This is a genomic window from Paractinoplanes atraurantiacus, from assembly GCF_900215205.1.
In the GTDB taxonomy this organism is placed as follows: Bacteria; Actinomycetota; Actinomycetes; order Mycobacteriales; family Micromonosporaceae; genus Actinoplanes; species Actinoplanes atraurantiacus.
Genome location: NZ_OBDY01000035.1, coordinates 29,580 through 50,376 on the forward strand (window position 1 = coordinate 29,580; position 20,797 = coordinate 50,376).

Annotated in this window: 17 protein-coding genes and 2 pseudogenes; 12 read left to right on the forward strand and 7 right to left on the reverse strand. The window is 70.8% G+C overall.

The genetic code is table 11. The features are described 5' to 3' along the window. Window positions 1–65 precede the first annotated feature (65 nt). Window positions 66–2,375, forward strand: coding sequence for a rhamnogalacturonan lyase family protein (locus CRP55_RS44820; protein WP_179855619.1), 2,310 nt, complete (start codon window positions 66–68; stop codon window positions 2,373–2,375). 57 nt (window positions 2,376–2,432) lie between these two features. On the opposite strand, the gene CRP55_RS54180 is transcribed toward CRP55_RS44820, so the two are convergent. Then, on the reverse strand, window positions 2,433–2,585 hold the full coding sequence (locus CRP55_RS54180) for a hypothetical protein (protein WP_218855012.1): 153 nt from the start codon (window positions 2,583–2,585) through the stop codon (window positions 2,433–2,435). Between the two features lie 83 nt (window positions 2,586–2,668). Continuing rightward, the gene (locus CRP55_RS44830) at window positions 2,669–3,379 is read right to left on the reverse strand and encodes an ATP-binding protein (RefSeq protein ID WP_097328197.1); all 711 of its coding nucleotides are present in this window, start codon (window positions 3,377–3,379) and stop codon (window positions 2,669–2,671) included. A 203-nt stretch (window positions 3,380–3,582) separates the two neighbouring features. On the opposite strand from CRP55_RS44830, the gene CRP55_RS44835 reads away from it, so the two are divergent. From CRP55_RS44835 to CRP55_RS44875, 9 genes and pseudogenes are all read left to right on the forward strand, one after another. Next, the gene (locus tag CRP55_RS44835; protein ID WP_097328198.1) at window positions 3,583–4,527 is read left to right on the forward strand and encodes a helix-turn-helix transcriptional regulator; all 945 of its coding nucleotides are present in this window, start codon (window positions 3,583–3,585) and stop codon (window positions 4,525–4,527) included. A gap of 65 nt (window positions 4,528–4,592) precedes the next feature. Beyond that, window positions 4,593–5,417, forward strand: coding sequence for an FAD binding domain-containing protein (locus CRP55_RS44840; protein WP_097328199.1), 825 nt, complete (start codon window positions 4,593–4,595; stop codon window positions 5,415–5,417). A gap of 12 nt (window positions 5,418–5,429) precedes the next feature. Further along, window positions 5,430–6,155, forward strand: coding sequence for a CPBP family intramembrane glutamic endopeptidase (locus CRP55_RS44845; RefSeq protein WP_097328200.1), 726 nt, complete (start codon window positions 5,430–5,432; stop codon window positions 6,153–6,155). A gap of 80 nt (window positions 6,156–6,235) precedes the next feature. After that, on the forward strand, window positions 6,236–6,622 hold the full coding sequence (locus tag CRP55_RS44850; protein ID WP_097328201.1) for a YbaB/EbfC family nucleoid-associated protein: 387 nt from the start codon (window positions 6,236–6,238) through the stop codon (window positions 6,620–6,622). Further along, window positions 6,612–6,944, forward strand: a complete 333-nt coding sequence (locus CRP55_RS44855) for a type VII secretion target (protein ID WP_097328202.1) — start codon at window positions 6,612–6,614, stop codon at window positions 6,942–6,944. The genes CRP55_RS44850 and CRP55_RS44855 overlap by 11 nt, the downstream gene beginning before the upstream one ends. Then, window positions 6,941–8,326 (forward strand): WXG100 family type VII secretion target, encoded by a 1,386-nt coding sequence (locus CRP55_RS44860; RefSeq protein WP_097328203.1) that lies wholly within the window; start codon window positions 6,941–6,943, stop codon window positions 8,324–8,326. The genes CRP55_RS44855 and CRP55_RS44860 overlap by 4 nt, the downstream gene beginning before the upstream one ends. Further along, the gene (locus CRP55_RS44865; RefSeq protein WP_097328204.1) at window positions 8,323–8,886 is read left to right on the forward strand and encodes a hypothetical protein; all 564 of its coding nucleotides are present in this window, start codon (window positions 8,323–8,325) and stop codon (window positions 8,884–8,886) included. The genes CRP55_RS44860 and CRP55_RS44865 overlap by 4 nt, the downstream gene beginning before the upstream one ends. Before the next feature lie 137 nt (window positions 8,887–9,023). Further along, window positions 9,024–10,049: a hypothetical protein gene (locus CRP55_RS44870; protein WP_097328205.1), complete on the forward strand. Its 1,026-nt coding sequence runs from the start codon at window positions 9,024–9,026 to the stop codon at window positions 10,047–10,049. Window positions 10,050–10,162: 113 nt separating this feature from the next. Next, a pseudogene (locus CRP55_RS44875) lies at window positions 10,163–11,680 on the forward strand (glycogen debranching protein). 31 nt (window positions 11,681–11,711) lie between these two features. Here the strand turns inward: CRP55_RS44875 and CRP55_RS44880 are convergent. Beyond that, on the reverse strand, window positions 11,712–12,368 hold the full coding sequence (locus tag CRP55_RS44880) for a hypothetical protein (RefSeq protein ID WP_097328206.1): 657 nt from the start codon (window positions 12,366–12,368) through the stop codon (window positions 11,712–11,714). Between the two features lie 73 nt (window positions 12,369–12,441). On the opposite strand from CRP55_RS44880, the gene CRP55_RS44885 reads away from it, so the two are divergent. Then, complete coding sequence (locus CRP55_RS44885) at window positions 12,442–13,143, forward strand: GAF domain-containing protein (RefSeq protein WP_097328207.1); 702 nt, start codon at window positions 12,442–12,444, stop codon at window positions 13,141–13,143. A 141-nt stretch (window positions 13,144–13,284) separates the two neighbouring features. Then, window positions 13,285–17,655, forward strand: coding sequence for a S8 family serine peptidase (locus tag CRP55_RS44890; protein WP_097328208.1), 4,371 nt, complete (start codon window positions 13,285–13,287; stop codon window positions 17,653–17,655). A gap of 51 nt (window positions 17,656–17,706) precedes the next feature. Here CRP55_RS44890 and CRP55_RS44895 read toward each other — a convergent pair whose 3' ends face one another. From CRP55_RS44895 to CRP55_RS44905, 4 genes and pseudogenes are all read right to left on the reverse strand, one after another. Beyond that, on the reverse strand, window positions 17,707–18,141 hold the full coding sequence (locus CRP55_RS44895) for a winged helix-turn-helix domain-containing protein (protein WP_245923759.1): 435 nt from the start codon (window positions 18,139–18,141) through the stop codon (window positions 17,707–17,709). 249 nt (window positions 18,142–18,390) lie between these two features. Beyond that, window positions 18,391–19,350, reverse strand: coding sequence for a hypothetical protein (locus tag CRP55_RS44900; protein WP_097328210.1), 960 nt, complete (start codon window positions 19,348–19,350; stop codon window positions 18,391–18,393). 11 nt (window positions 19,351–19,361) lie between these two features. After that, window positions 19,362–19,805: an OmpL47-type beta-barrel domain-containing protein gene (locus tag CRP55_RS56650; RefSeq protein WP_498368175.1), complete on the reverse strand. Its 444-nt coding sequence runs from the start codon at window positions 19,803–19,805 to the stop codon at window positions 19,362–19,364. Next, window positions 19,797–20,783: pseudogene (locus tag CRP55_RS44905) on the reverse strand (cupredoxin domain-containing protein); the annotation flags it as partial. The pseudogene CRP55_RS44905 and the gene CRP55_RS56650, both read right to left, overlap by 9 nt. Between the last annotated feature and the right edge of the window lie 14 nt (window positions 20,784–20,797).

Consider the following 20,797-nt stretch of genomic DNA (forward strand, 5'->3'; position numbering starts at 1 on the left):
TTCTGTTGTCGCGCGCCCCGCGCCGCATCTACGGAGGCGTCCCCTGCATCCCCGAAAGGACCCTCATGAGGAAGTTGATCGCCGCGAGCGCCCTCGCGGTGGCCGTACCCTGCGGCGTGGTCGCCCTGTCGATGCTGCCCTCCGAAGCCGCCACCACCCCCGTCGGCAACGGCGTCTACACGCTGGCCTCCGCCGCCAGCGGCAAGTGCGTCGACGTCACCGGCGCCTCGGCCGACAACGCGGCCCCGCTGATCCAGGTGGCCTGCAACGCCACCGCGACCAACCAGCAGTGGAAGGCCGTCCCGCAGGCCAACGGGCAGTTCAACCTGGCCAACGGCAAGAGCGGCCGCTGCGTCGACGTGCCGAGCGCCTCCACCACCTCGGGCACCCAGCTTCAGCAGTACGGCTGCGGCGACGGCCTGAAGACCAACCAGCTCTGGACGTTCGCCGCTTCCACCGCGGCCGGCGGCAAATACCTGGTCAAGAGCGTCGCCACCGGCCTGTGCGTCAGTACCAAGGACGGCTCGACGGCCGGCAACAACCCGATCGTCGAGGAGACCTGCTCGGACGTCGCCCGCATGCAGTGGTCGTTCAATTACGTTTCGGGCCCCACTTCGCCGACGACCCCGCCGCCGGCCGGCACCGGCCGGCAGATGGAGGATCTCGACCGGGGCCTGATCAGCGTGCGCTCGGGCAACGCCAACCTGGTCTCGTGGCGGCTGCTCGGCACCGAGGCGTACTCGACCGGCTTCAACGTCTACCGCGCCGGCACGAAACTCAACGCCACCCCGATCACGAACTCGACGAACTATCTCGACTCCTCGGGTGCGGCGAACGCCTCGTACACCGTCAAAGCAGTTGTCAATGGTGTCGAGCAAGCCGCGTCGGAGTCGTCGCTGACCTTCGCGAACGGCTATCTCGACGTGAAGCTCCAGGTGCCGCCGGCCGGCGACGGCTACACCTACTCGGCCAACGACGCCTCGGTCGGTGACGCCGACGGGGACGGGCGCTACGAGATCTTCGTGAAGTGGGATCCGTCCAACTCCAAGGACAACTCGCAGTCCGGAGTCACCGGGAACGTCTTCGTCGACGCGTACAAACTCGATGGAACTCGCCTGTGGCGCATCGACCTGGGGCGCAACATCCGGGCGGGCGCGCACTACACCCAATTCCAGGTGTACGACTACGACGGCGACGGCCGGGCCGAGATCGCGATGAAGACCGCCGACGGCACGAAGTCCGGCACCGGCGTGGTCATCGGCTCCTCGACGGCCGACTACCGCAACTCGTCCGGCTACGTGCTCTCCGGCCCCGAATACCTGACCATGTTCAACGGCCTGACCGGCGCCGCCATGTCGACCGTCAACTACGTTCCGGCCCGCGGCACGGTCAGCAGCTGGGGCGACAGCTACGGCAACCGGGTCGACCGCTTCCTGGCCGGCACGGCCTACCTCGACGGGCAGCGGCCCAGCCTGATCATGGCGCGCGGCTACTACACGCGGGCCGTCGTCGCCGCCTGGGACTTCCGCAACGGCACCCTGACCAGCCGCTGGACCTACGATTCGGGCAACAGCAACACCGGGGCGTACGGCCAGGGCAACCACCAGCTGTCGATCGCCGACGCCGACGGTGACGGCAAGGACGAGATCATGTACGGCGCGGCGGCCATCGACGACAACGGCACGCTGATGTGGCGCAGCGGCCTCGGCCACGGCGACGCCCTGCACGTGGGCGACTTCATCCCGTCCCGGGCCGGCCTGGAGGTGTACCGCCCGTCGGAGAGCACCTCCCAGCCGACCGACGCCATGCTCGACGCCCGCACCGGCGCCGTCATCTGGTCGCACCCGTCCTGCGGCTGCGACAACGGCCGCGGCGTGGCCGGCGACGTCTACGCCGGCAGCGCGGGCGCCGAGGCCTGGTCGTCGTCGGTCGACGGCCTGTCGAACACCAGCGGCCAGAACGTGGGCCGCAAGCCGTCCTCGACCAACTTTCTGGCCTGGTGGGACGCCGACCCGGTCCGCGAGCTGGTCGACGCCACCCGCATCGACAAGTACGGCACGGGTGGCGACACCCGTCTGCTCACCGCCTCCGGTGTGGCCTCGAACAACAGCACCAAGCAGACCCCGGCCGTCTCCGGCGACCTGCTGGGCGACTGGCGCGAGGAGGTGGTCTGGCGCCTGTCCGACTCGTCGGCCCTGCGCATCTACAGCACCCCGGCCGCCACCGACCGCCGCCTCACCACGCTGATGCACGACTCGCAGTACCGGGTGGCCGTCGCCTGGCAGAACACGGCCTACAACCAGCCCCCGCACCCGAGCTTCTTCCTCGGCAACGGCATGAGCACCCCACCCCAGCCGACCATCTACGTCCGCTGACCCGCCCGAAAGCAGCGGCGCGCCCCGGATGCGAACAGGCCGGGGCGCGCCGCCCGTTCAGCAGTCGTCCTGGTGCCAGTCGCCGCCCTCGCGGGTCCAGGGCTCGGACTCCTGGTTGATCGCCTTGACCGAATAGGTGTAGGTGACTCGGGCAAGATCGCCGGTGACCTTCGCGGAGTAGGTCTCCATCGGCAGGGCACTGCCGTACATCTGCTTCGCCGCGTCGGTGATCGCGGTGAACTCGGCCTGCGAGGTCCGCTTGCGGCATCGTTCGGAGAGGATTTTGTACGCGGTCAGCGGTCCGTTCTCAGCAAGGCCCAGACGATTTTTCCGCCGCGGATGCGGGTGGCTCCCACGTGGGTGCTGACGGCGTTTATCAGGTGGAGGCCGCGGCCGTGCTCGATGCCGGGCACGACGGTCCGGGGCATGGCGGTGCTGGCGTCCTGGACGGCCACGCGCAGGTAGCGGCCGGGGCAGGAGACGACGACCTCGAAGTCGGAGACGGCGTGCAGGATGGCGTTGGCCGCCAGCTCGGTGACGACGAGGCGGGCGTCCTCCCGCACGGCGTGCAGGCCCCAGGCGATGCATGCCTGGTCGACCAGGGCGCGGGCGGCGCGGGCGTTGGACGAGACCGGGGTCAGGCAGCGGCGCATCCAGCGGGGCACGTGCGCGCGTACGGCCGCCAGGGCCTGGTCCCGGTCTTCGAAGAGGGCGACGAAGCTGCGGTACGCGCCGAGGTCGCGGGCGATGCCGGGGTCGGCGCCGTAGAGGAGCACGGGCACGCCCCAGGTCTCCCGCGCCTGGTAGGAGGCGCTGGCCAAGGTCGTGAGGTGGCCCGCGGTGGTCTGGCGCAGACCCTCGAGGTCGACGAGCACGGCGGCGGGGCACTCGGCGGCGGCCTTGTCGATGGCCGCGCGGACGGTCGTCTGCGTGGTGGGAGAGAGCACGCCGGACAGCCGGACCGTGATGGATCCGGTCTTGTCTCGGACCGTCGTCGTCTTCACCGATAAATCGACACATCCCCATAAATCCGGCAGACTACGACAGGTGCCACCGTTCGGGCCACACCTTCACCCTGACGGCAGGCGCTCCGAACGGACTACGCCGATAACGAACGGCCCCGATCCCGATCTGTCGTATCCGCGAAGCAGGATTGATCCCCGGGCTCGACAGGAGCACTGTGGGTCGCGTCGAGAGGTGACCGGCGATGATCAGCGTTTTCGAGACCGATGATCTCGACATGGCGTACGAGATGCTCAATCGCACCTACTCGCGGACGCGGATCACCGTGACCGAGGGGCGGATCGGGATGCGGATCGCCCGGTTGGGTCTCGGCCCGGTGTCCCTGGACCACGTCACCTTCACGATGAGTCACCGCGCCGACCTGGCGCCGATGGGTCACATCGCGATCGGCCGGGCCCTGGCCGGGCGCACCCGGTGCCGCACCGGCCCGGACGCCGTCGAGAGTGTGGCCGGCGACCTGTTCCTGGGCAACCAGCCGGACATTCCCCTGCACACCGAGAGCGAGAACCACGACGGCGAGTACGCGATGTTCCCGCCCGAGCTGTTCGCGCGGGTCGCCGACGCGGCGCCCGGCCGGGCCGCGCAGCCGATCCGCTTCACCGGATATCGGCCGGTCTCCGAGCGGGCGGCGTCGTTCTGGACCCGGACCCACGAACACGTCCGCGACTACGTGGCCGGCCTGTCGGTGGACGACGAGCCGTTGCTGGTCGGCTCCGCCGTACAGATGCTGGCCTCGGTGACCTTGTCGGCCTTTCCGAACACCGCGCTGCGCGATCCCACCATCGAGGACCGCCACGACGCCCACCCGGCGACCGTGCGGCGCGCGGTCAGGTTCATCGAGGACTACGCCCACCAGGACATCACGCCGGCCGACATCGCGGCCACGGCTCGCGTGACGATCCGGGCGCTGCAACTCGCGTTCCGCCGCCACCTCGGTACGACCCCCACGGCCCTGCTCCGCCGGGTCCGCCTGGAGCACGCCCACCGCCAGCTGCTCGAGGCCGACCCCGCCACCACGACTGTCTCGGCCGTGGCCATGCAGTGGGGATTCGCCAGCCACAGCACCTTCACGGCCCACTACCGGGCCGCCTACGGCGTCCTGCCCTCGGCGACCCTGCGCCGCCGCTGACATCCCGGTCTCGTTCGGGTGAATGCTTGTCCAGTAACAACCAGTTTCCGGCATCATGAGGTGCCGTGGACTACATCCCCGCCACCAGCGCCGCCGAGGTCCTGGACACTCTCGCCGACGGGCAGACCCAGGTGCTCGCCGGTGGGCAGAGCCTTTTCTTCACCACCCCGCCCCGCCGGGTGGTCGACATCAACGGGGTCGCCGAGTTCGACGTGCTGACCGAGGTGGACGGCGCGCTGCGGGTCGGCCCGACCGTGCGGCACCGGGCGTTCGAGACGGACGCCGTCGGCGGCGCCCTCGGCGACCTGCTGCGCCTCGTCGTACGCCACATCGGCCACCCGCCGGTCCGCGCCCGCGGCACGATGATCGGCAGCCTGGCCTACGCCCACCCCGCCGCGGAATGGACAGTCGTGGCGATGATCCTCGACGCCTCAGTGGAACTGATCGGCCCGGGCGGATGCCGGACCATCCCTGCCGCACGGTTCTTCACCGGCGCCGGCACGACCGCCCGCCGCCCGGACGAGCTGCTCGCCGGCGTACGGCTGCCGCAGCTGCCGGCCGGCACCGGGGCCGGCTACGCCGAGGACCGCCGAGGACCCGGAATCTGGGCGTACGCGGCCACGATGGCCGCCGTCACGATGGCCGACGACGTGGTCACCGCCGCGGCCATCGGCCTGGTCAACGCCGGCCCCTGCCCGGTGCGGGCCCGCCAGGCCGAACGGGCGCTGATCGGCACGACGTTCTCCGACACGGCGATCATCGCCGCCGCCAACGCCGCCGCGGCCGAGGTCGCCGACGGCGACCGGCGAACCGTCCAGGTGCTCACCCGGAGAGCATTGACACAGGCCCGGAAGGGCAGCTACCAGGGATCTTGGCTTTCCACGCGGTAGCCTGAGGCGCCTATGTCTGTCGTCATCCCCTCACGGCGCCGCCTGGCCCTGCTCCTCGGCGCCGTCCTCGTCATCCTGGCCGCGGTCAACGTCGCGGACAAGTTCGGCCCGCGCCACACCGGCCTGGTGGCCGGCCCCACGGTCGCGCTCGGACTGCTCCTGCTGGCCCGCCGCGTCGGCCTGACCTGGCACGATCTGGGCCTGTCCCGCCGCACCCTGCTGCCCGGCCTGAAATACGCGGTGGGCGCCGTCCTGGCGGTGGCCGCCGTCTACGCGATCGGCGCCGCCCTGCCGCTGACCCGATCGGCCTTCCTGGACGCTCGCTATCACCTGCATCCGGGCGCGGCTCTGCTCACGGCCTTCATCGTGGTCCCCCTGGGCACGGTCCTGCTGGAGGAGATCGCCTTCCGCGGCGTCCTGCTCGGCCTGATCAACCGCCACCGCGGCGCCGTCCTGGCCAGCGTCACGTCGTCCGTCCTGTTCGGCTTCTGGCACATCCTCCCGAGCCTGCGCCTCAACGAGGCCAACCAGGCCGTACGGGCCGCGGTCGGCGCCAGCATGACGGGCCAGGTGCTGGCCGTGCTGGGCGCCATCACGTTCACCGCCGTGGCCGGCCTGCTGCTGTGCGAGCTGCGCCGCCGAAGCGGCAGCCTGCTGGCCGCGGCCGCGCTGCATTGGGCCACCAACGGCCTGGGGGTCCTGGTCGGCACGGCCCTGGCCGCCCTGCGCCTGGCCTGACGATCGGCCCGGCCGCCACGGCGGTTTGACAGGAGAGTTCACTATTGCCCGGAACCACCGTGCGATAGGGAGGCCGGCCTGTGAGCGATGTCGATGCCGCCGAGGAGTGGCTGGACTCCTGGGTCGCCAGTGTCGACGAGAGAGCCGCGACTGCCGTCGAGCTGTCTCGCCGGGTCGCCGCGCTGACGGGCGAGTCGAGAAGTCGGGACGGCCTTCTGGGCGTGACGGTCGGGTCCGCCGGGCAGCTCACCGCGCTCCACATCGACGATCGCGCACGGCAGCGAACCGGCTCGGAACTCAGCCGGGAGATCATGGCTCTCGTTCGGCGCGCTCAGGAGCGGCTCTCGTCCCAGGTCGCCGACCAGGTACGGGAGACCGTCGGCGCCGACACCGAGACCGGCCGCGCGGTGATCCATTCGTACGCCGAGCGCTTCCCGGAAACCGGTGAGGACGACCATGCCCGGTGACCAGGTCCGGTTCCCCGCCCCGGCCGTTCACCGGCACGCCGGCACTGTCGACGGCGTCGCCGACGCCCTCCGGACGGCTCGGTCCGCTGTGCACGAGGTCAGCATGGACACGCAGGCGTACGGACAGCTCTGCCAATTCCTGCCCGGCCTGCTCAGCCCGATCTTCTCGCTGGCGGTCGGTGCCCTCGGCGACGCCGGCGAAGCGCTCCGAGAGACCGCGGACAACCTTCGGGCCGCCGCCGCCGACACCGCGGCCACCGACGGTTCCGCCGCCCGGACCATCAAGGCAGCGACCGGCCCGCTTCCCGAACTGCCGCTGTGAGCACCAATCCGCTCGTAGCGCCGAGCCATGACTCGACGACCTGGTACACCGGCCTCGGTCTCGTCGAGGACGCGGCCGGCATCGCCAACGGTATTCGCGACAACAGCTGGGTCGACGGCACGCTGGGCGGTGTGGGCGCCTCGCTCGACATGCTGTCCATGGCGGTCGATCCGTTGGGAACCCTGGTGTCCTGGGGTGTCTCCTGGCTCATGGAGCATGTCAAGCCGCTCAAAGAGGCCTTGGACTGGCTCGCGGGCAACGCCGACGAGGTCGCCGCGCACGCCACGACCTGGTCCAACGTCTCCGCTTTCACCGACCAGGCCCGGCAGCAGTACGCCGACCGTCTGGGCATGGAGGTCTCGGGGTGGTTCGGCTCCTCGGGCGACGCCTACCGTGAGCATGCCCAATCGCACATCCAGGTGCTGGACGGCCTGGCCACTGCGGCGCGGGGTATCTCGTACGCCGTCGAGGGCGCCGGCCTGCTGGTGGCTCTCGTCCGCGGCATCGTCCGTGACCTGATCGCGGAGTTCATCGGAACCCTCGCGGCGCGCCTTCCGCAATGGCTGGCCGAGGAGGGCCTGACTCTCGGCCTGGCCACGCCGGTGGTCATCGGCCAGGTCTCCGCCCTCGTGGCCAAGTGGGTCAACAAGATCCAGCATTTCGTCCGCGGTCTGCTGAACAGCCTGCGCCGGCTCCATCCGATGCTCGATGACCTGGCCGAGATCTTCACCAAGCTGAGCGGCCGCAGTGATGCCCTCGCCCGCACGGACCCGGCAGCGCCCTCCGGCGGCAGTGAGTTCCGTTCCGGCTTCCCCCGGGGCTCCGACTTCATCGACGGCGGCGAGGGATACAGCGAGAGGGCGGCGGAGGCCTACCGCCGCATCCGCGAGAGCCCGGACGACGTACCGAGAGCCGCCGCGAACACCGGCCTCGACCCGGCGGTCCTGGAAAGAATGCGGCAGAACCTTTTCGTGCAGCAGCACGACATCTCCCTCGGTCCCAACGAGGTGGAACGCGGTTACTTCACACCGGACGACGGCATCGCCGACCTGTGGGACGGTGCGGCCAACGGCACCTTGGACGCGAACGGCCTGAGCCGGTTCCGCAACCTCGCCGCGCACGAATACGTCGAGAACAAGCTGATGGAGGCCGGTTTGCCTTACCGCCCCTCGCATCCCGACGCGTTCGACGCCGACGGCATGCGCATTCTCAGCCGTGAGCACCCCGGCGCGCACGATCTGGCCCCCAACGAGTGGCGGCCGGACGCGCCCTTCCAGCACTGGGCACGGTTCGGCATCGACGGTTCCGGACTTCGCATGGCCGACGACCTCTCGAACCTGGATGAGGTCGTCGAGGCGGCTCTGAGAGGATTGGAGCGATGACACCCGAGGAATCCGTCCAGGCGATGGCTGAGCGGCTGCGGGCCGTGGACTACGCGCGTCGTGGTGACAAGGCCTGGTCCAAGGCGGCGCTGCTGCGTGAATATTTTCGGCGGGCGGCGCGCTGGGCCGATGCGTACGGATGTGAGACGCGCACGCCCTTCTTCGACATCGCCCAGTGTGTGGATCCGGGGGTTCGGGCCGAGCAGGCGGTGATCGACGGGCTCGTGCGGGATGTCGATGACGGGACGCGCAACGCCATCCGGCAGGTGGCGCCGTTCATGCTGCACTGGGCGGCGTTGCGGGCGGCGCCCGGAGGGGTGATGCCCGAAGGGCTGGAGGATCCGTTCGAGCCGCTGATCCTGCTGTTCGAGCGTGGAGGTGGCTTCCACACCGAGAACGGTGAGGTGAACCTCGAATACCTCGCGGCGCCTCTGCGCGGGTGGCGGGAACGGGCCTCGGCGCCGCCGATGGCGAGCTTCGCGGGTGAGGCGCTGGACGAGATCGACCGGGCCGGGTCGGTGGCGCAGTTCGGGCATGTGATCGGCCCGGACGGGGTCTGACGATCCGATGGGGGGGCGCCGCGGCGACCTCGTTCGGGTTCGGGTGGACGTTTGGAAGTTCGCACCCTTTACGCCGCTATCTTCCGGCCGTGACAGTCACATAGCGTCACGGCGTCAGAGCGGAAAGGGAGAATTTCATGCGAGTACGGCGATGGGGTGCGGCCCTGGTCAGCGGGCTCATGGTCACCGGTGGTGCCGTCCTGGCCGGACCGGCGGCGGCGCGGGCGCGGTGCGAGGGCCCGCAGCCGAGCTGGCAGCCGGGCGGTGGCGCGCTGACGGCCGAGTTCGTGCCGTCGAGCCCGCGGCACACGTTCAACGAGTTCATCGCGGTGACCACGTTCCGGTTCACCGAGGCGCAGGTCGACGCGCTGCGATGCTCCGGGTCGTCGGCGTTCGAGGTGGACGCCCAGGCGTACGGCGGCGTGCCGCGCAGCGGCTTGAAGGGCTGGAGCTCCAACCTGCCGGACGCGTACATCGACACCGAGTTCAGTGACAATGGGCCGCGGGTTCTGACCGTGGGCTCGCGGTCGGCCGGGAAGATCAAGGCCGGCACCGAGTACTACACCCGGGTGCGGCTGCGGGAGATCGGCACGTCGGCGGACCCGGCGCGGTTGCAGCTGACCTTCCAGCGAGGGCACTGGGCGAGCAAGCGCAGCCCCAAGGAGCAGACGTCGTGCCTGGCCCACGGCGGCCGGGATCCGGCGTGGTGCGTGTTCGCCGACCAGTCGCTGCCGATGAGCGGCGTGACCGGCGGGCCGGCCCAGGTGTCGCTGCGGTCGCGCTACCAGGACACGTCGACGGTGTTCTGGGGCTCCTACCGCGGGACGCAGCTGTCGCCCGGTCAGCAGCTGGGCCCGGGCGACCGCCGCTACTCGCCGAACGGGCTCAACGTGCTCCACATGCGCTCGGACGGCACGCTGCTCGAGTACATCCCGGGCGGCCGCGTGGTGTGGGGCGTCAAGACCGGCCGGGCGCGGACGGTCTTCCGGGCCCAGTCCGACGGCAACATGGTGCTCATCGCGCCGGGCAACCAGGCCGTGTGGTCGACGAAGACGAGCCGCCATCCGGGTTCGGTGTTGCAGTTGCAGGACGACCGCAACCTGGTCGTCTACGCGCCGGGTCACCGGGCCGTCTGGTCCAACGCGATCGCCGGGCGCCCTTAGGGAGGGCCGGTCCCCACCGGGTCAACGGCGCCATCTCGACGTTTGAGCAGGTCATGCGTGATCGGGGCGGATGGGGGTAGCCAGGGCGGGTCCGTCGGCGAAAGAGGAGAGCGATGAAGATCTGGCCCGGCAACCCCTATCCGCTGGGGGCCACCTATGACGGTGGTGGCACGAACTTCGCGGTCTTCTCCGAGGTGGCGGAGCGTGTGGAGCTGTGTCTCTTCTCCGACGACGGGCAGGAGACCCGGGTCGACCTGCCCGAGCGGGAAGCCTTCGTCTGGCACGGATATCTGCCCCGGGTCGTGCCGGGGCAGCGGTACGGCTATCGGGTGCACGGGCCGTACGAGCCGGGGAGTGGGCTGCGCTGCAATCCCGGCAAACTGCTGCTCGATCCGTACGCCAAAGCCATCGAGGGTGACGTGAAATGGGACGAGGCGCTCTTCTCGTACCGTTTCGGTGATCCGGCGAGCTTCAACGACATTGACTCGGCGCCCCACGCGCAGCGGTCGGGTTCAAGTCGATGGTGAAGGCGCTGCACCAGGCCGGCATCGAGGTCATCCTCGACGTGGTCTACAACCACACGGCCGAGGGCAACCACCTCGGGCCGACCCTGTCGTTCCGGGGCATCGACAACCCGGCCTACTACCGGCTGGTCGACGAGGACCGGCAGTACTACTACGACACCACGGGCACGGGGAACAGCCTCAACGTCCGGCGGCTATCAGGTCGGCGGGTTCCCGCCCAACTGGACCGAGTGGAACGGCAAGTACCGCGACTCGATCCGCGACTTCTGGCGGGCTGAGCCGGCCAGCCTGGGCGAGTTCGCGTCGCGGTTCACCGGCAGCTCGGACCTGTACGAGATCGACGGGCGACGGCCGATCGCGTCCATCAACTTCGTCACGGCGCATGACGGCTTCACGCTGCACGACCTGGTGTCGTACAACGAGAAGCACAACGACGCCAACGGTGAGGGCAACCGCGACGGGGAGAGTCACAACCGGTCGTGGAACTGCGGGGCCGAGGGCCCGGCGGACGACGCCGCCGTGACCACCCTGCGAGAGCGTCAGAAGCGCAACTTCCTGGCCACGCTGCTGCTCAGCCAGGGTGTGCCGATGGTCGTGCACGGTGACGAGCTGGGCCGCACCCAGGGCGGCAACAACAACGTGTACGCGCAGAACAACGAGATCAGCTGGATCGACTGGGCGCGGGCCCGCAACTACGACGTGCTGACCGTCTTCACCCGGCGGCTGACCCGGTTGCGGGCCGACCATCCGCTGTTCCGCCGGCGCCGCTTCGTCACCGGTGAGCCGGCCGGCGAGTCGAAGCCGCCCGGCATCGCCTGGCTGCGCTGCGACGGCGACCCGATGGGCGATCCGGACTGGAGCGCCGAGGCGGCCCGGACCATCATCGTCTTCCTCAACGGCGAGGCCATTCCCGAGTCGGACGCGCTCGGCGACCGCATCGTCGACGACTCGTTCCCGCTGCTGTTGAACGCCTCCCCCGAGGACGTCGAGTTCACCCTGCCGGACGCGGCGTACGGCCAGAGCTGGCAGACGGTCGTCGACACCGCCGACCCGCTGCTCGCCGCCTCGGCCGGCGCGAGCGTCAAGGCGGGGGCGCGGTGCCGATGACCGCGCACAGCCTGGTGGTTCTGCGAAGGTGTTACTGAAAGCTCAGGTACGCGTCCGAGAGCACCGTGTCGTGGCCCGGCTCGAGGTGTCCGTCCTCCGATCCGGGGAGGGCCAGGCCGAGCTCGGGCCATCTGCCGCCCACCGCGCCGTCCAGCGAGGTGCCGGTCTGCCGCGCGTAGTCGTCGAGGGCCGCGAGATTCTGGCGGTAGTGCACGTTTGCGCGGCCCGGCGCGGTGATGCTGAAGTGCAGACAGTCCGGGCCGGGCGGGGCGTGGACGCGGCCGGTGGCGCCCGGTCCCGGCACCGCCAGGTCCCGGGGCCAGAACGGCATCGTCAGGGCCGCGTGCGGTCTCAGCGCCGTCGTCACGTGCAGCGGGCTGTCCGGGCCGGGCAGGTCGATCTCGGCGTGGAAGACGCCGATGGCCGACTCGATCAGCAGCCGGGCGCCGGCGCCGGCTCGGCCGGGCGCCGCGACCCGGGGGTGGCCGTGCGGGCAGTGCGCCACCCGGACGGCGACCCGCGCCCGGCCAGGCAGCCGGGCCACGACCCAGACCGAGCCGGCGGTGACCACGGCCGAGAAGTCGGCACCCTGCGCGACAGCGCTCCAGCAGGGTGTTCCGCCGCCGCTGCCGGGGAGCATCCACGGTGAGACGGCCGTCGTGCGGCGCTCCTGGGACTCCTCACTCATCGTCACGGCGTACCCCGCATAGATCATGGCAAACCGGGCGAATATCGGACGGCTGTGCGGGTATGCGGGCGGGGTGAACGGCCCCCTGGCCACGGCGCTGACTGCCCTGGCGGCGACACCGGAGCACGCGCCGAGCGTGCCGGGGCAGCTGACGTCCATCGCCCGGCTCACCACCGAGCGGGTCGCCGCCGCCCACTACTCCTCGATCACCACCCTGCGCGGCCGGGAATACACGACCGTGGCGGTGAGCGACGAGCTGATCCGCGCGGTCGACGACGCCCAGTACCGCGACGAGGCCGGGCCGTGCGTCGACGCCCTGGACGGCAACGCGCCGGTCGGCGTGCCCGACATCGACCTGACCGTGCAATGGCCCCGCTTCCACGAGGAGGCGCCCGGCCTGGGCCTGCGCGCGTCGGTGTCGGTGCCGTTGTTCGCCGGGCGCGGGGACGCCGTGGCCGTGCTCAACGTCTACAGCCGGGACCGGGTCGCGATGGCCCCGCTGATCGCCGGGATCTGCCTGGTGCACGGCCGTCTCACCGAGGCCGAGGTGGCCGAGGCGCAGGTCGCCGCGCTCGACCCCGGCGGGCGGGAGCTGGTCGAGGGTTACGCCGAGGCTCTGGACGTCCGCGCCACGATCCGGCTGGCCATCCAGCTCATCCGGGCCGCCGCCGACTGCGGCGGCGACGAGGCGTATCTGGCCCTGTGCACCCGGGCCGGCGAGGCCGGCACCGACCTCGCGGAGGCCGCGGCCAAGCTGGTCGGCGAGGGCCTCTGAACGGCTCGACGCAGTTTGCTGATCGGGTGATCACCGATTGCTCACCACGCGTCTTGAGCATCGATGTTTGTTGATCTTAGCGTGCTGTTCAGGTGGCCGGCGTGATCCGTCCGGCGCCCGAGACTCCATGAGGGAGACAGCATGGCGAGAGGTAGACACCTCGAACGTACGGCGGGAGCCCTGGCGATCATCGTCGCCGCGGCCGGATTCGTCGCGGTCGGCGGCAGCGCCCAGGCCACGGGCCCCAAGGACGAGGACAAGGTGAGGCCCGAGCTCGCCGCGCAGATGGCGGCGCGCGGCGGCGGCGACTTCTGGATCCGGTTCGGCGGCAAGGCGGATCTGAGCGCGGCTAGCAAGATCAAGGACTGGAGCGAGCGGGGTACGGCGGTGGCCGCCGCCCTGAAGAAGGTCGCAGCCGGCAGTCAGGGCGCGGTGAAGGCCGAGCTCGACCGGGACGGCACGGCGTACGAGTCGTTCTGGGCCACGAACGCCATCAAGGTGAGCGGCGGCTCGGCCGGCCTGGTGCAGAAGCTGGCCGCGCGCGCCGAGGTCGAGGGCCTCTACGCGCCCGTGTCGGTCGAGGTGCCGAAGGTCAGCGAGGGCGTGGCCAAGAAGGCTGTCAACGCCGTCGAGTGGGGCATCGCCAACATCAACGCCGACAAGGTCTGGGACCAGTACGGGGTCACCGGCGAGGGCATCACGGTGGCCAGCATCGACACCGGTGTGCAGTTCGACCACCCGCAGCTCGTCGGCTCCTACCGGGGCAACAACGGCGACGGAACCTTCACCCACGACTACAACTGGTACGACGCCGCCGGCTCCTGCGGCGGCGGCGCGCCCTGTGACACCAACGGCCACGGCACCCACACGATGGGCACGATGGCCGGCGCCACCGACATCGGCGTCGCCCCCGGCGTCCGGTGGATCGCGGCCAACGGCTGCTGCCCGTCCGACACCGCGCTGATCAACTCGGGGCAGTGGCTGCTGGAGCCGACCGACCACACCGGTGCCAACCCGGATGCCGGCAAGCGGCCCAACATCATCAACAACTCGTGGGGCACGACGCAGCCGTCGTTCGATCCGTTCTTCGACGACATCACGAACGCGTGGGCGGCGTCGGGCATCTTCGGCGTCTGGTCGAACGGCAACAACGGGTCGGGCTGCCAGAGCAGCGGTTCGCCGGGCAGCCTGCCCGGCAACTACTCGGTCGGCGCCTACGACGCGAGCGACGTGATCGCCGACTTCTCGTCCCGCGGCGCGGGGCAGAACGGCGACATCAAGCCGAACATCGCCGCGCCCGGCGTCAACGTCCGCTCGAGCTGGCCCGGCGGCGGGTACAACACGATCAGCGGCACGTCGATGGCGGCGCCGCACCTCGTCGGCGCGATCGCGCTGCTGTGGTCGGGCGCGCCGGCCCTGGCCGGTGACATCGCGGGCACGAAGGCGCTGCTCGACGACACCGCGACCGACACCGAGGCCTCGCAGTGCGGCGGCACCGCCGACGACAACAACGTCTTCGGCGAGGGCCGGCTCGACGTCCTGAAGCTGCTGGCCGCCGCCCCGATCGGCGACACCGGGACGCTGGCCGGCAAGGTCACCGACGCGGCGACCGGCGCGCCGATCACCAACGCCACGCTCGCGCTCACCGGCGCGGCCGCCCGGCAGGTGGTCACCGGCACCGACGGCGCCTACTCGACGAGGCTCCCGGCCGGCGACTACCAGGTGGCCGTCACGGCGTACGGCTTCGGCTCGAAGAACGTGACCGCGACCGTGGCGGCCGACCAGACCGTCGCGCTCGACGTGGCCCTGACCGCCGTGCCCACGGTGACGGTCGGCGGCACGGTGACGGACGGCTCGGGTCACGGCTGGCCCCTGTACGCCAAGGTGACCGTGGGCGGAGCGGGCGGCGTCTCGGACTACACCACGCCCACCAACGGCCGCTACAGCCTGAAGCTGCCGACCGGCGCCACGTACAAGCTCACCTTCGCCTCGCAGTACCCGGGCTACGCGCCGGTGACCAAGGACGTCGTGGTCGGCACGAAGAACGTCACGCAGAACGTGGCCGTGCCCGCCTCGGCCGACGACTGCACGGCCGCGCCCGGCTACGAGTTCGCCTCCGACGGCGAGTACCAGACCTTCGACACCACCGCCGCGCCCACCGGCTGGACGGTCGCCGACCACGCCGGCAACGGCCAGGTCTGGAAGTTCACCGACGACGGCAACCGGGGCAACAACACCGGCGGTGCCGGCCCCTTCGCCATCATCGACAGCGACCACTACGGCGCCGGCGGCAAGCAGAACACGTCGCTGGTCAGCCCCGTGGTCGACCTCTCCGGCGTCACCGCTCCGGTGATCCGGTTCGACCAGGAGTTCCGGCAGTACGCCACGGAGCGCACCGACGTCGAGCTCAGCGTCGACGGCGGCACCACCTGGGAGACCGTCCTGTCGCAGACGACCGGCGTGACCCCGAGCAAGACCGAGATCGCGATCCCGCAGGCCGCGGGCAAGTCGCAGGTGCGGGTCCGCTTCCACTACGTCGACGGCTCGTACGCCTGGTGGTGGCAGGTCGACAATGTGCTGATCGGCAGCGAGGTCCGCTGCGACCCGATCGACAGCGGCCTGGTCGTCGGTCACGTCAAGGACGGCAACACCGGCGGCTACGTCAACGGCGCCACGGTCACCAGCAAGGACGCGCCGGCCGAGAAGGCCACCACGGCCGCCACCCCGGACGACACCGGCCTGGCCGACGGCTTCTTCTGGATGCTGTCGACAAAGACCGGCTCGCATTCCTTCGACGCGAAGGCCGCCGGTTACGCCGGTGGCAGCGCGACGGTCGACGTCGAGGCGGACTGGGTCTCCTCGGCCTCGTTCGAGCTCGGCGCGGGCCGGCTCGAGGTCGCCCCGGCCTCGCTCAGCGCCGACCTGCGGATGCCGGACGGCACCGCCACCAAGAAGTTCACCGTCACCAACACCGGCACCCAGCCGGTCGCGGTGGAGTTCGGCGAGCGGGACAAGGGCTTCGAGCTGTTGAAGGCCGATGGGTCCCGGATGACCCGCGAGGCGGTTCTGCAGAGCCCGGGCGCACCGGCCCAGCGGCTGAGCGTGGCCACGTCGTTCTCGGCCAAGCCCTCGGGCAAGACGGCCACCGCGGCCACCGCCCAGGACGGCCCGCAGGCCGAGCCGTGGACGACCATCGCCGAGTACCCGGCCAAGGTCATGGACAACCGGGTGGTGAGCCTGGAGGGCAAGGTCTACTCGATCGGCGGCACGGACGGTACGGCAGCGACCAAGCAGAACTACGTGTACGACCCGGTCGCGCAGGCCTGGTCGGCCATCGCGGACCTGCCCGAGGCGCGCTCGGCGATGACGGTCGCGGCCATCGACGGCCACATCATCGCCACCGGCGGCTGGGGCGCTTCCGGCACCGAGGCCGCCACCTGGTCGTACGACCCGGGCGCGAACGCCTGGACCCGCAAGGCGGACAACCCGGCGCCGCGGTCGGCCGCCGGCCAGGCGGTGGCCGACAGCAAGCTGTACGCCGTCGGCGGCTGCACCACCTCGGGCTGCCTGCCGATGTCGAACAGCGTGGTCCGGTACGACGCGTCGGCCGACACCTGGGAGACGCTGGCGAACTACCCGAAGTCGCTGGCCTTCGCCTCCTGCGGTGGCATCGACGGCACCGTCTACTGCTCCGGCGGCAACGACGGTAACGCGTCGCAGAAGGCCTCGTACGCCTTCGACCCGGCCGCCGGCACGTGGAGCCCGATCGCCGACGCGCCGTCCGACCACTGGGCCGCCTCGTTCGCGGTGGCCAACGGCAAGCTGCTGGTCGTGGGTGGCTCGCAGGCCAACGCGGTCACCAACGCCGGTTTCGCGTACGACCCGGCCGCCGGCGCCTGGGCCGCGCTGCCCAACGCCAACACGGCCCGCTACCGCGGCGCCGCGGCATGCGGCTTCTACAAGGTCGGCGGCTCCTCGGGCGGGTTCACCGCCACCACGAGCAGTGAGGCGCTGCCCGGTCTCGAGGAGTGCGCCGAGGGCGGCGACGTCAGCTGGATGACGATCGACAAGCCGTCGGTCACGCTGGCGCCCGGCAAGAAGGTCACGGTCACCGTCGGCTTCACCGCCGCCGTGGACCAGCCGGGCACCTACTCCGGGCTGGTCGCCCTCAAGGAGAACACCCCGTACACGGTGGTACCGGTCGACGTCACCCTGAACGCCGCTCCCCCGAAGACGTGGGCGAAGCTGATGGGCACCGTCACCGGCGCCGCCTGCGCCGGCGGCACCAGCGCTCCGCTGGCCGGCGCGACCGTCCAAGTCGACTCGTGGGCGTCGTCGTACACATTCGCCACCGACGCGCAGGGCGAGTACGCGTACTGGCTCGACAAGCGCAACAACCCGCTCACGCTGATCGCCGCCAAGGACGGCTGGAAGCCTCAGGCCCGCACCTCGAAGGTCAACCCCGCCGCGCCGAAGGTGGAGGACTTCGCCCTCCTGCCCGTGCGCTGCTGATTCCATTGCTCACACCCGGCCCGCCTGCGTTCTCGGAGGCGGGCCGGCCCGTCACTGGAGAGAGAAACGAATGCCGACCCCGCGGATCGCGTGGATGGTCGCGGCCACCCCGAGCCGGGCCAGCTTCCCGCGGACCCGGCGCACCATGGAGTGAATGTCGGAACCGCGCCCGACGTGCTCGTTGCCCCAGACCTCGAGATGCAGTCTCTCGTACGTCAGCACGCGCCCCGGAGCGCCGACCAGGCACCGCAGGAAGTCGTGCTCCAACGGCGTCAGCGCGACCTCGCGGTCGAGCCAGCAGAGCACCCGCCGGTCGGAGTCGATGCGCAGCCCGCTCTCACTGGACTCCGGGGGCGGTGGCGCCACCACGTCGAGGAACTGCCGTGCCTGGTCCACCGTGGACACGATGACGACGGTGCCCGCGCCGTCGAGCAATTGAGCAAGCTTCTTCCGGCCGTCCGGCGATGATGCGATGCCGATGGCCAACGATGGGACCGCATTTTCCGCCATGCCCCCGCCTTCCGACAGCGATGCCGTCATCGATGGGTGACGATAAATCCGGTTTGTCACGGTCTTGTTAACCCCGCGGCTCCCACATCGAGACAAGGCTATGTGGCTTGCCCTGACCCCCGAGTGGCGTTCATGCGCCATGTCATATCTCCGCCACCACCGGTCCTCGGGAAGGACCGGCCCCGGACGCGAGAAACGTCCGGGGCCGGTTGGTGCGGCAAGGAATCAGAGATCCGCCGGGCCGGCGGCGGTGGCCTCCTGGACGGCGTCGACACGCCGCTGTTCGGCCTTGCCGGTGTCGTCCTGCCGCGGGGCGGCCGCACGAGCCGCCGAGCGGGCCGCGGAGGCGGCGGGCGGGTCGGTGACCACGCCGCGGCGGATCCGGTTGTTGGCGGCGATCTGGGCCACCGGCGTGTTGCCGGTGGCGGTCAGCACGCCGTCGATGATGTTGTCGTCGACGGTGACGCCGCCCGTCGTGCTGGTGACGCTGACGTCCTTGCCCCAGTAGCCGCCCGAGGCGCAGGAGTCGAGCGGGCCGTTCGGGCCGAGCTGCACGCCGCCGAGGTTGCCGGCGAACGTGGCCTTGCCGCGCACCGAGCTGCCGCAGACGACGCTACCGGTCGCGCTGTTGAGCACCGAGAGCGTGCCGTCGACGAACGAGTCGTGCAGGTCGGTGTAGTACGTCCCGGTGCTGCTGACACTGCCGGTGATCTCGGTGCCGTCGTCGAGGCGTACCTCTCCGGCCTGGACGTTGACACTGCCGGTGACCGAGGTGCCCTCGGCGAACAGGAAGCTGTCGACCGTCGTGGTTCCCTTGGGGCGCACGGTGATCGCACCGCTCGTGGCGTCCTTGAGGAAGACCCCGTAGCCGCCGGCGGCCAGCACGACCGGGCCGGCGACCGTGGTGTCCGAGGCGTCGAAGTAGCCGTTGCCGGCGATCCGCACGTCACCGGCGAGCCGGCCGCCGGTGACGACCAGGTTGCCGCCGGCGGCGACGCTGACGTTGCCGGTGACGATGGTCCCGGTCAGCGAGCAGGACTCGCCGGCCGGCACGTAGAGGTCGTTCGGGACGGTGACCGCCCCGCCGGTGCCGATGCAGTAGGTGACCAGCGCGGCGTCGGCCGGAGCGGCGGCGACCAGAGAAAGTGTGAGACCGGTGGTGAGAGCAGCCAGATAGCGTTTCACGGGGTTTCCCTTCATGATCCGATGTCCGAACGGGCGGCCGCGCGGACGATCGTGCCCTGCTGCCGTTTGGTGAGGGTGCCGCCGGTGACGAGCGCGGCGGTGACGGTCTCGACGTGCCGCACGAAGGCGGCGTGGTCGGGGTAATCGCCGTGCTCGGCGATCAGATCGTTGACGGTGCAGCCGTTCCCGGTGTCAGCGTTGGGAACTCCGGTGTCGTCGCCGTCGATGACCACGGTGGCTCGGGTGTCCGGCACCGGGCACTCGCCCGTCCCCGATCCGACGACCGTGAACGTCTCCGACTCCTCGGACGAGGTGTTGCCGGCCTCGTCGGTGGCCTTCGCCCGTACGGTGTGCTCGCCGAGCCCGGTGATCCTGAGCGGCGCCGTGTAGGCCGTCCAGGCGCCGGCGTCGAGCTGGTACTGGATCGTTCCCGGCTCCGAGGAACTCACCGTCACCGTGGCGGCGCCCGGCTGGTTGTCCACGTCGAGGGTCACCGTGGGCGGGATGGTGTCGGGTTCCTCCGGCTCGACGACCGTGAAGTGCGACATCTGCTCGGCCGAGGTGTTGCCCGCGTTGTCGGTCGCCCGGAAGTGCAGCATGTGCATGCCGGGCGTGTTGATGACAAGCGGTTGGGTGTACGCCGTGAAGGCCGCACCGTCCAGCGAATACTCGATCCGGGCCACGCCCGAACCCGCGTCGGTCGCCGTGAGCGTGGCCGTCACCGTGCCGACGTAGTTGCCGTCGCCGTCGCGGTCGCCCGCCAGCTGGGCGGTGACCGTGGGCGGCGTCGTGTCCTGCTGTTGAGGCGCCACGACGGTGAAGGCGAGCGACCCGACCGTCGAAACGTTGCCGGACTTGTCGGTGGCCCGGTACCGCAGCGTGTGGGCGCCGACCGCGGTCACCGCTACCGGTGCGGTGTAGGCCTGGAAGGCGGCGTTGTCGAGCGCGTACTCGACGGTGTCCACGCCCGAGCCGCTGTCGGACGCGGTGACCGTGACGGTCGCCGTGCCGATGTAGTTGCCGTCGCCGTCCCGGTTCCCGGCGGCCTGGGCCGCCACGGTCGGCGGCGTGGTGTCGGGCTCGCTGCCGCCGTCGGTCACCACGAGCTCGCCCACCATCGAGCTGTGCCCGGGGATCGAGCAGAAGTAGCGGTAGCGCCCCGGGGTCAGGGTCACGGTCGCCTCGTGGCGGCCGTTCTCGGCGTCGAACGGGTTGGCCAGGATGTTGAGGGTCACGTCGTGGTTGTAGCCCTCGGTGGACGTGTCGAAGGTCAGCGTGTGCGGCATACCGGTCGTGTTTCCGGTGGCCGCGCTGTTCTCGAACACGATGGTGGTCTGGCCGGCGGCGGCCTGGGCCGGCGCCGACCGGTAGGCGGTGATGCTGTCGCCGGCCGTCCACGTCAGCGTCTGGGCCGCGGCCGCCGGAGCGGCCGGGGTCAGCAGCATCA

Coding starts and splice junctions, on each gene's coding strand:
- CRP55_RS44820 (WP_179855619.1), top strand. CDS start 66: ATGAGGAAGTTGATCGCCGCGAGCGCCCTCGCGGTGGCCGTACCCTGC.
- CRP55_RS44865 (WP_097328204.1), top strand. CDS start 8,323: ATGACACCCGAGGAATCCGTCCAGGCGATGGCTGAGCGGCTGCGGGCC.
- CRP55_RS54180 (WP_218855012.1), bottom strand. CDS start 2,585: ATGTACGGCAGTGCCCTGCCGATGGAGACCTACTCCGCGAAGGTCACC.
- CRP55_RS44890 (WP_097328208.1), top strand. CDS start 13,285: ATGGCGAGAGGTAGACACCTCGAACGTACGGCGGGAGCCCTGGCGATC.
- CRP55_RS44855 (WP_097328202.1), top strand. CDS start 6,612: ATGCCCGGTGACCAGGTCCGGTTCCCCGCCCCGGCCGTTCACCGGCAC.
- CRP55_RS44870 (WP_097328205.1), top strand. CDS start 9,024: ATGCGAGTACGGCGATGGGGTGCGGCCCTGGTCAGCGGGCTCATGGTC.
- CRP55_RS44880 (WP_097328206.1), bottom strand. CDS start 12,368: ATGAGTGAGGAGTCCCAGGAGCGCCGCACGACGGCCGTCTCACCGTGG.
- CRP55_RS44845 (WP_097328200.1), top strand. CDS start 5,430: ATGTCTGTCGTCATCCCCTCACGGCGCCGCCTGGCCCTGCTCCTCGGC.
- CRP55_RS44835 (WP_097328198.1), top strand. CDS start 3,583: ATGATCAGCGTTTTCGAGACCGATGATCTCGACATGGCGTACGAGATG.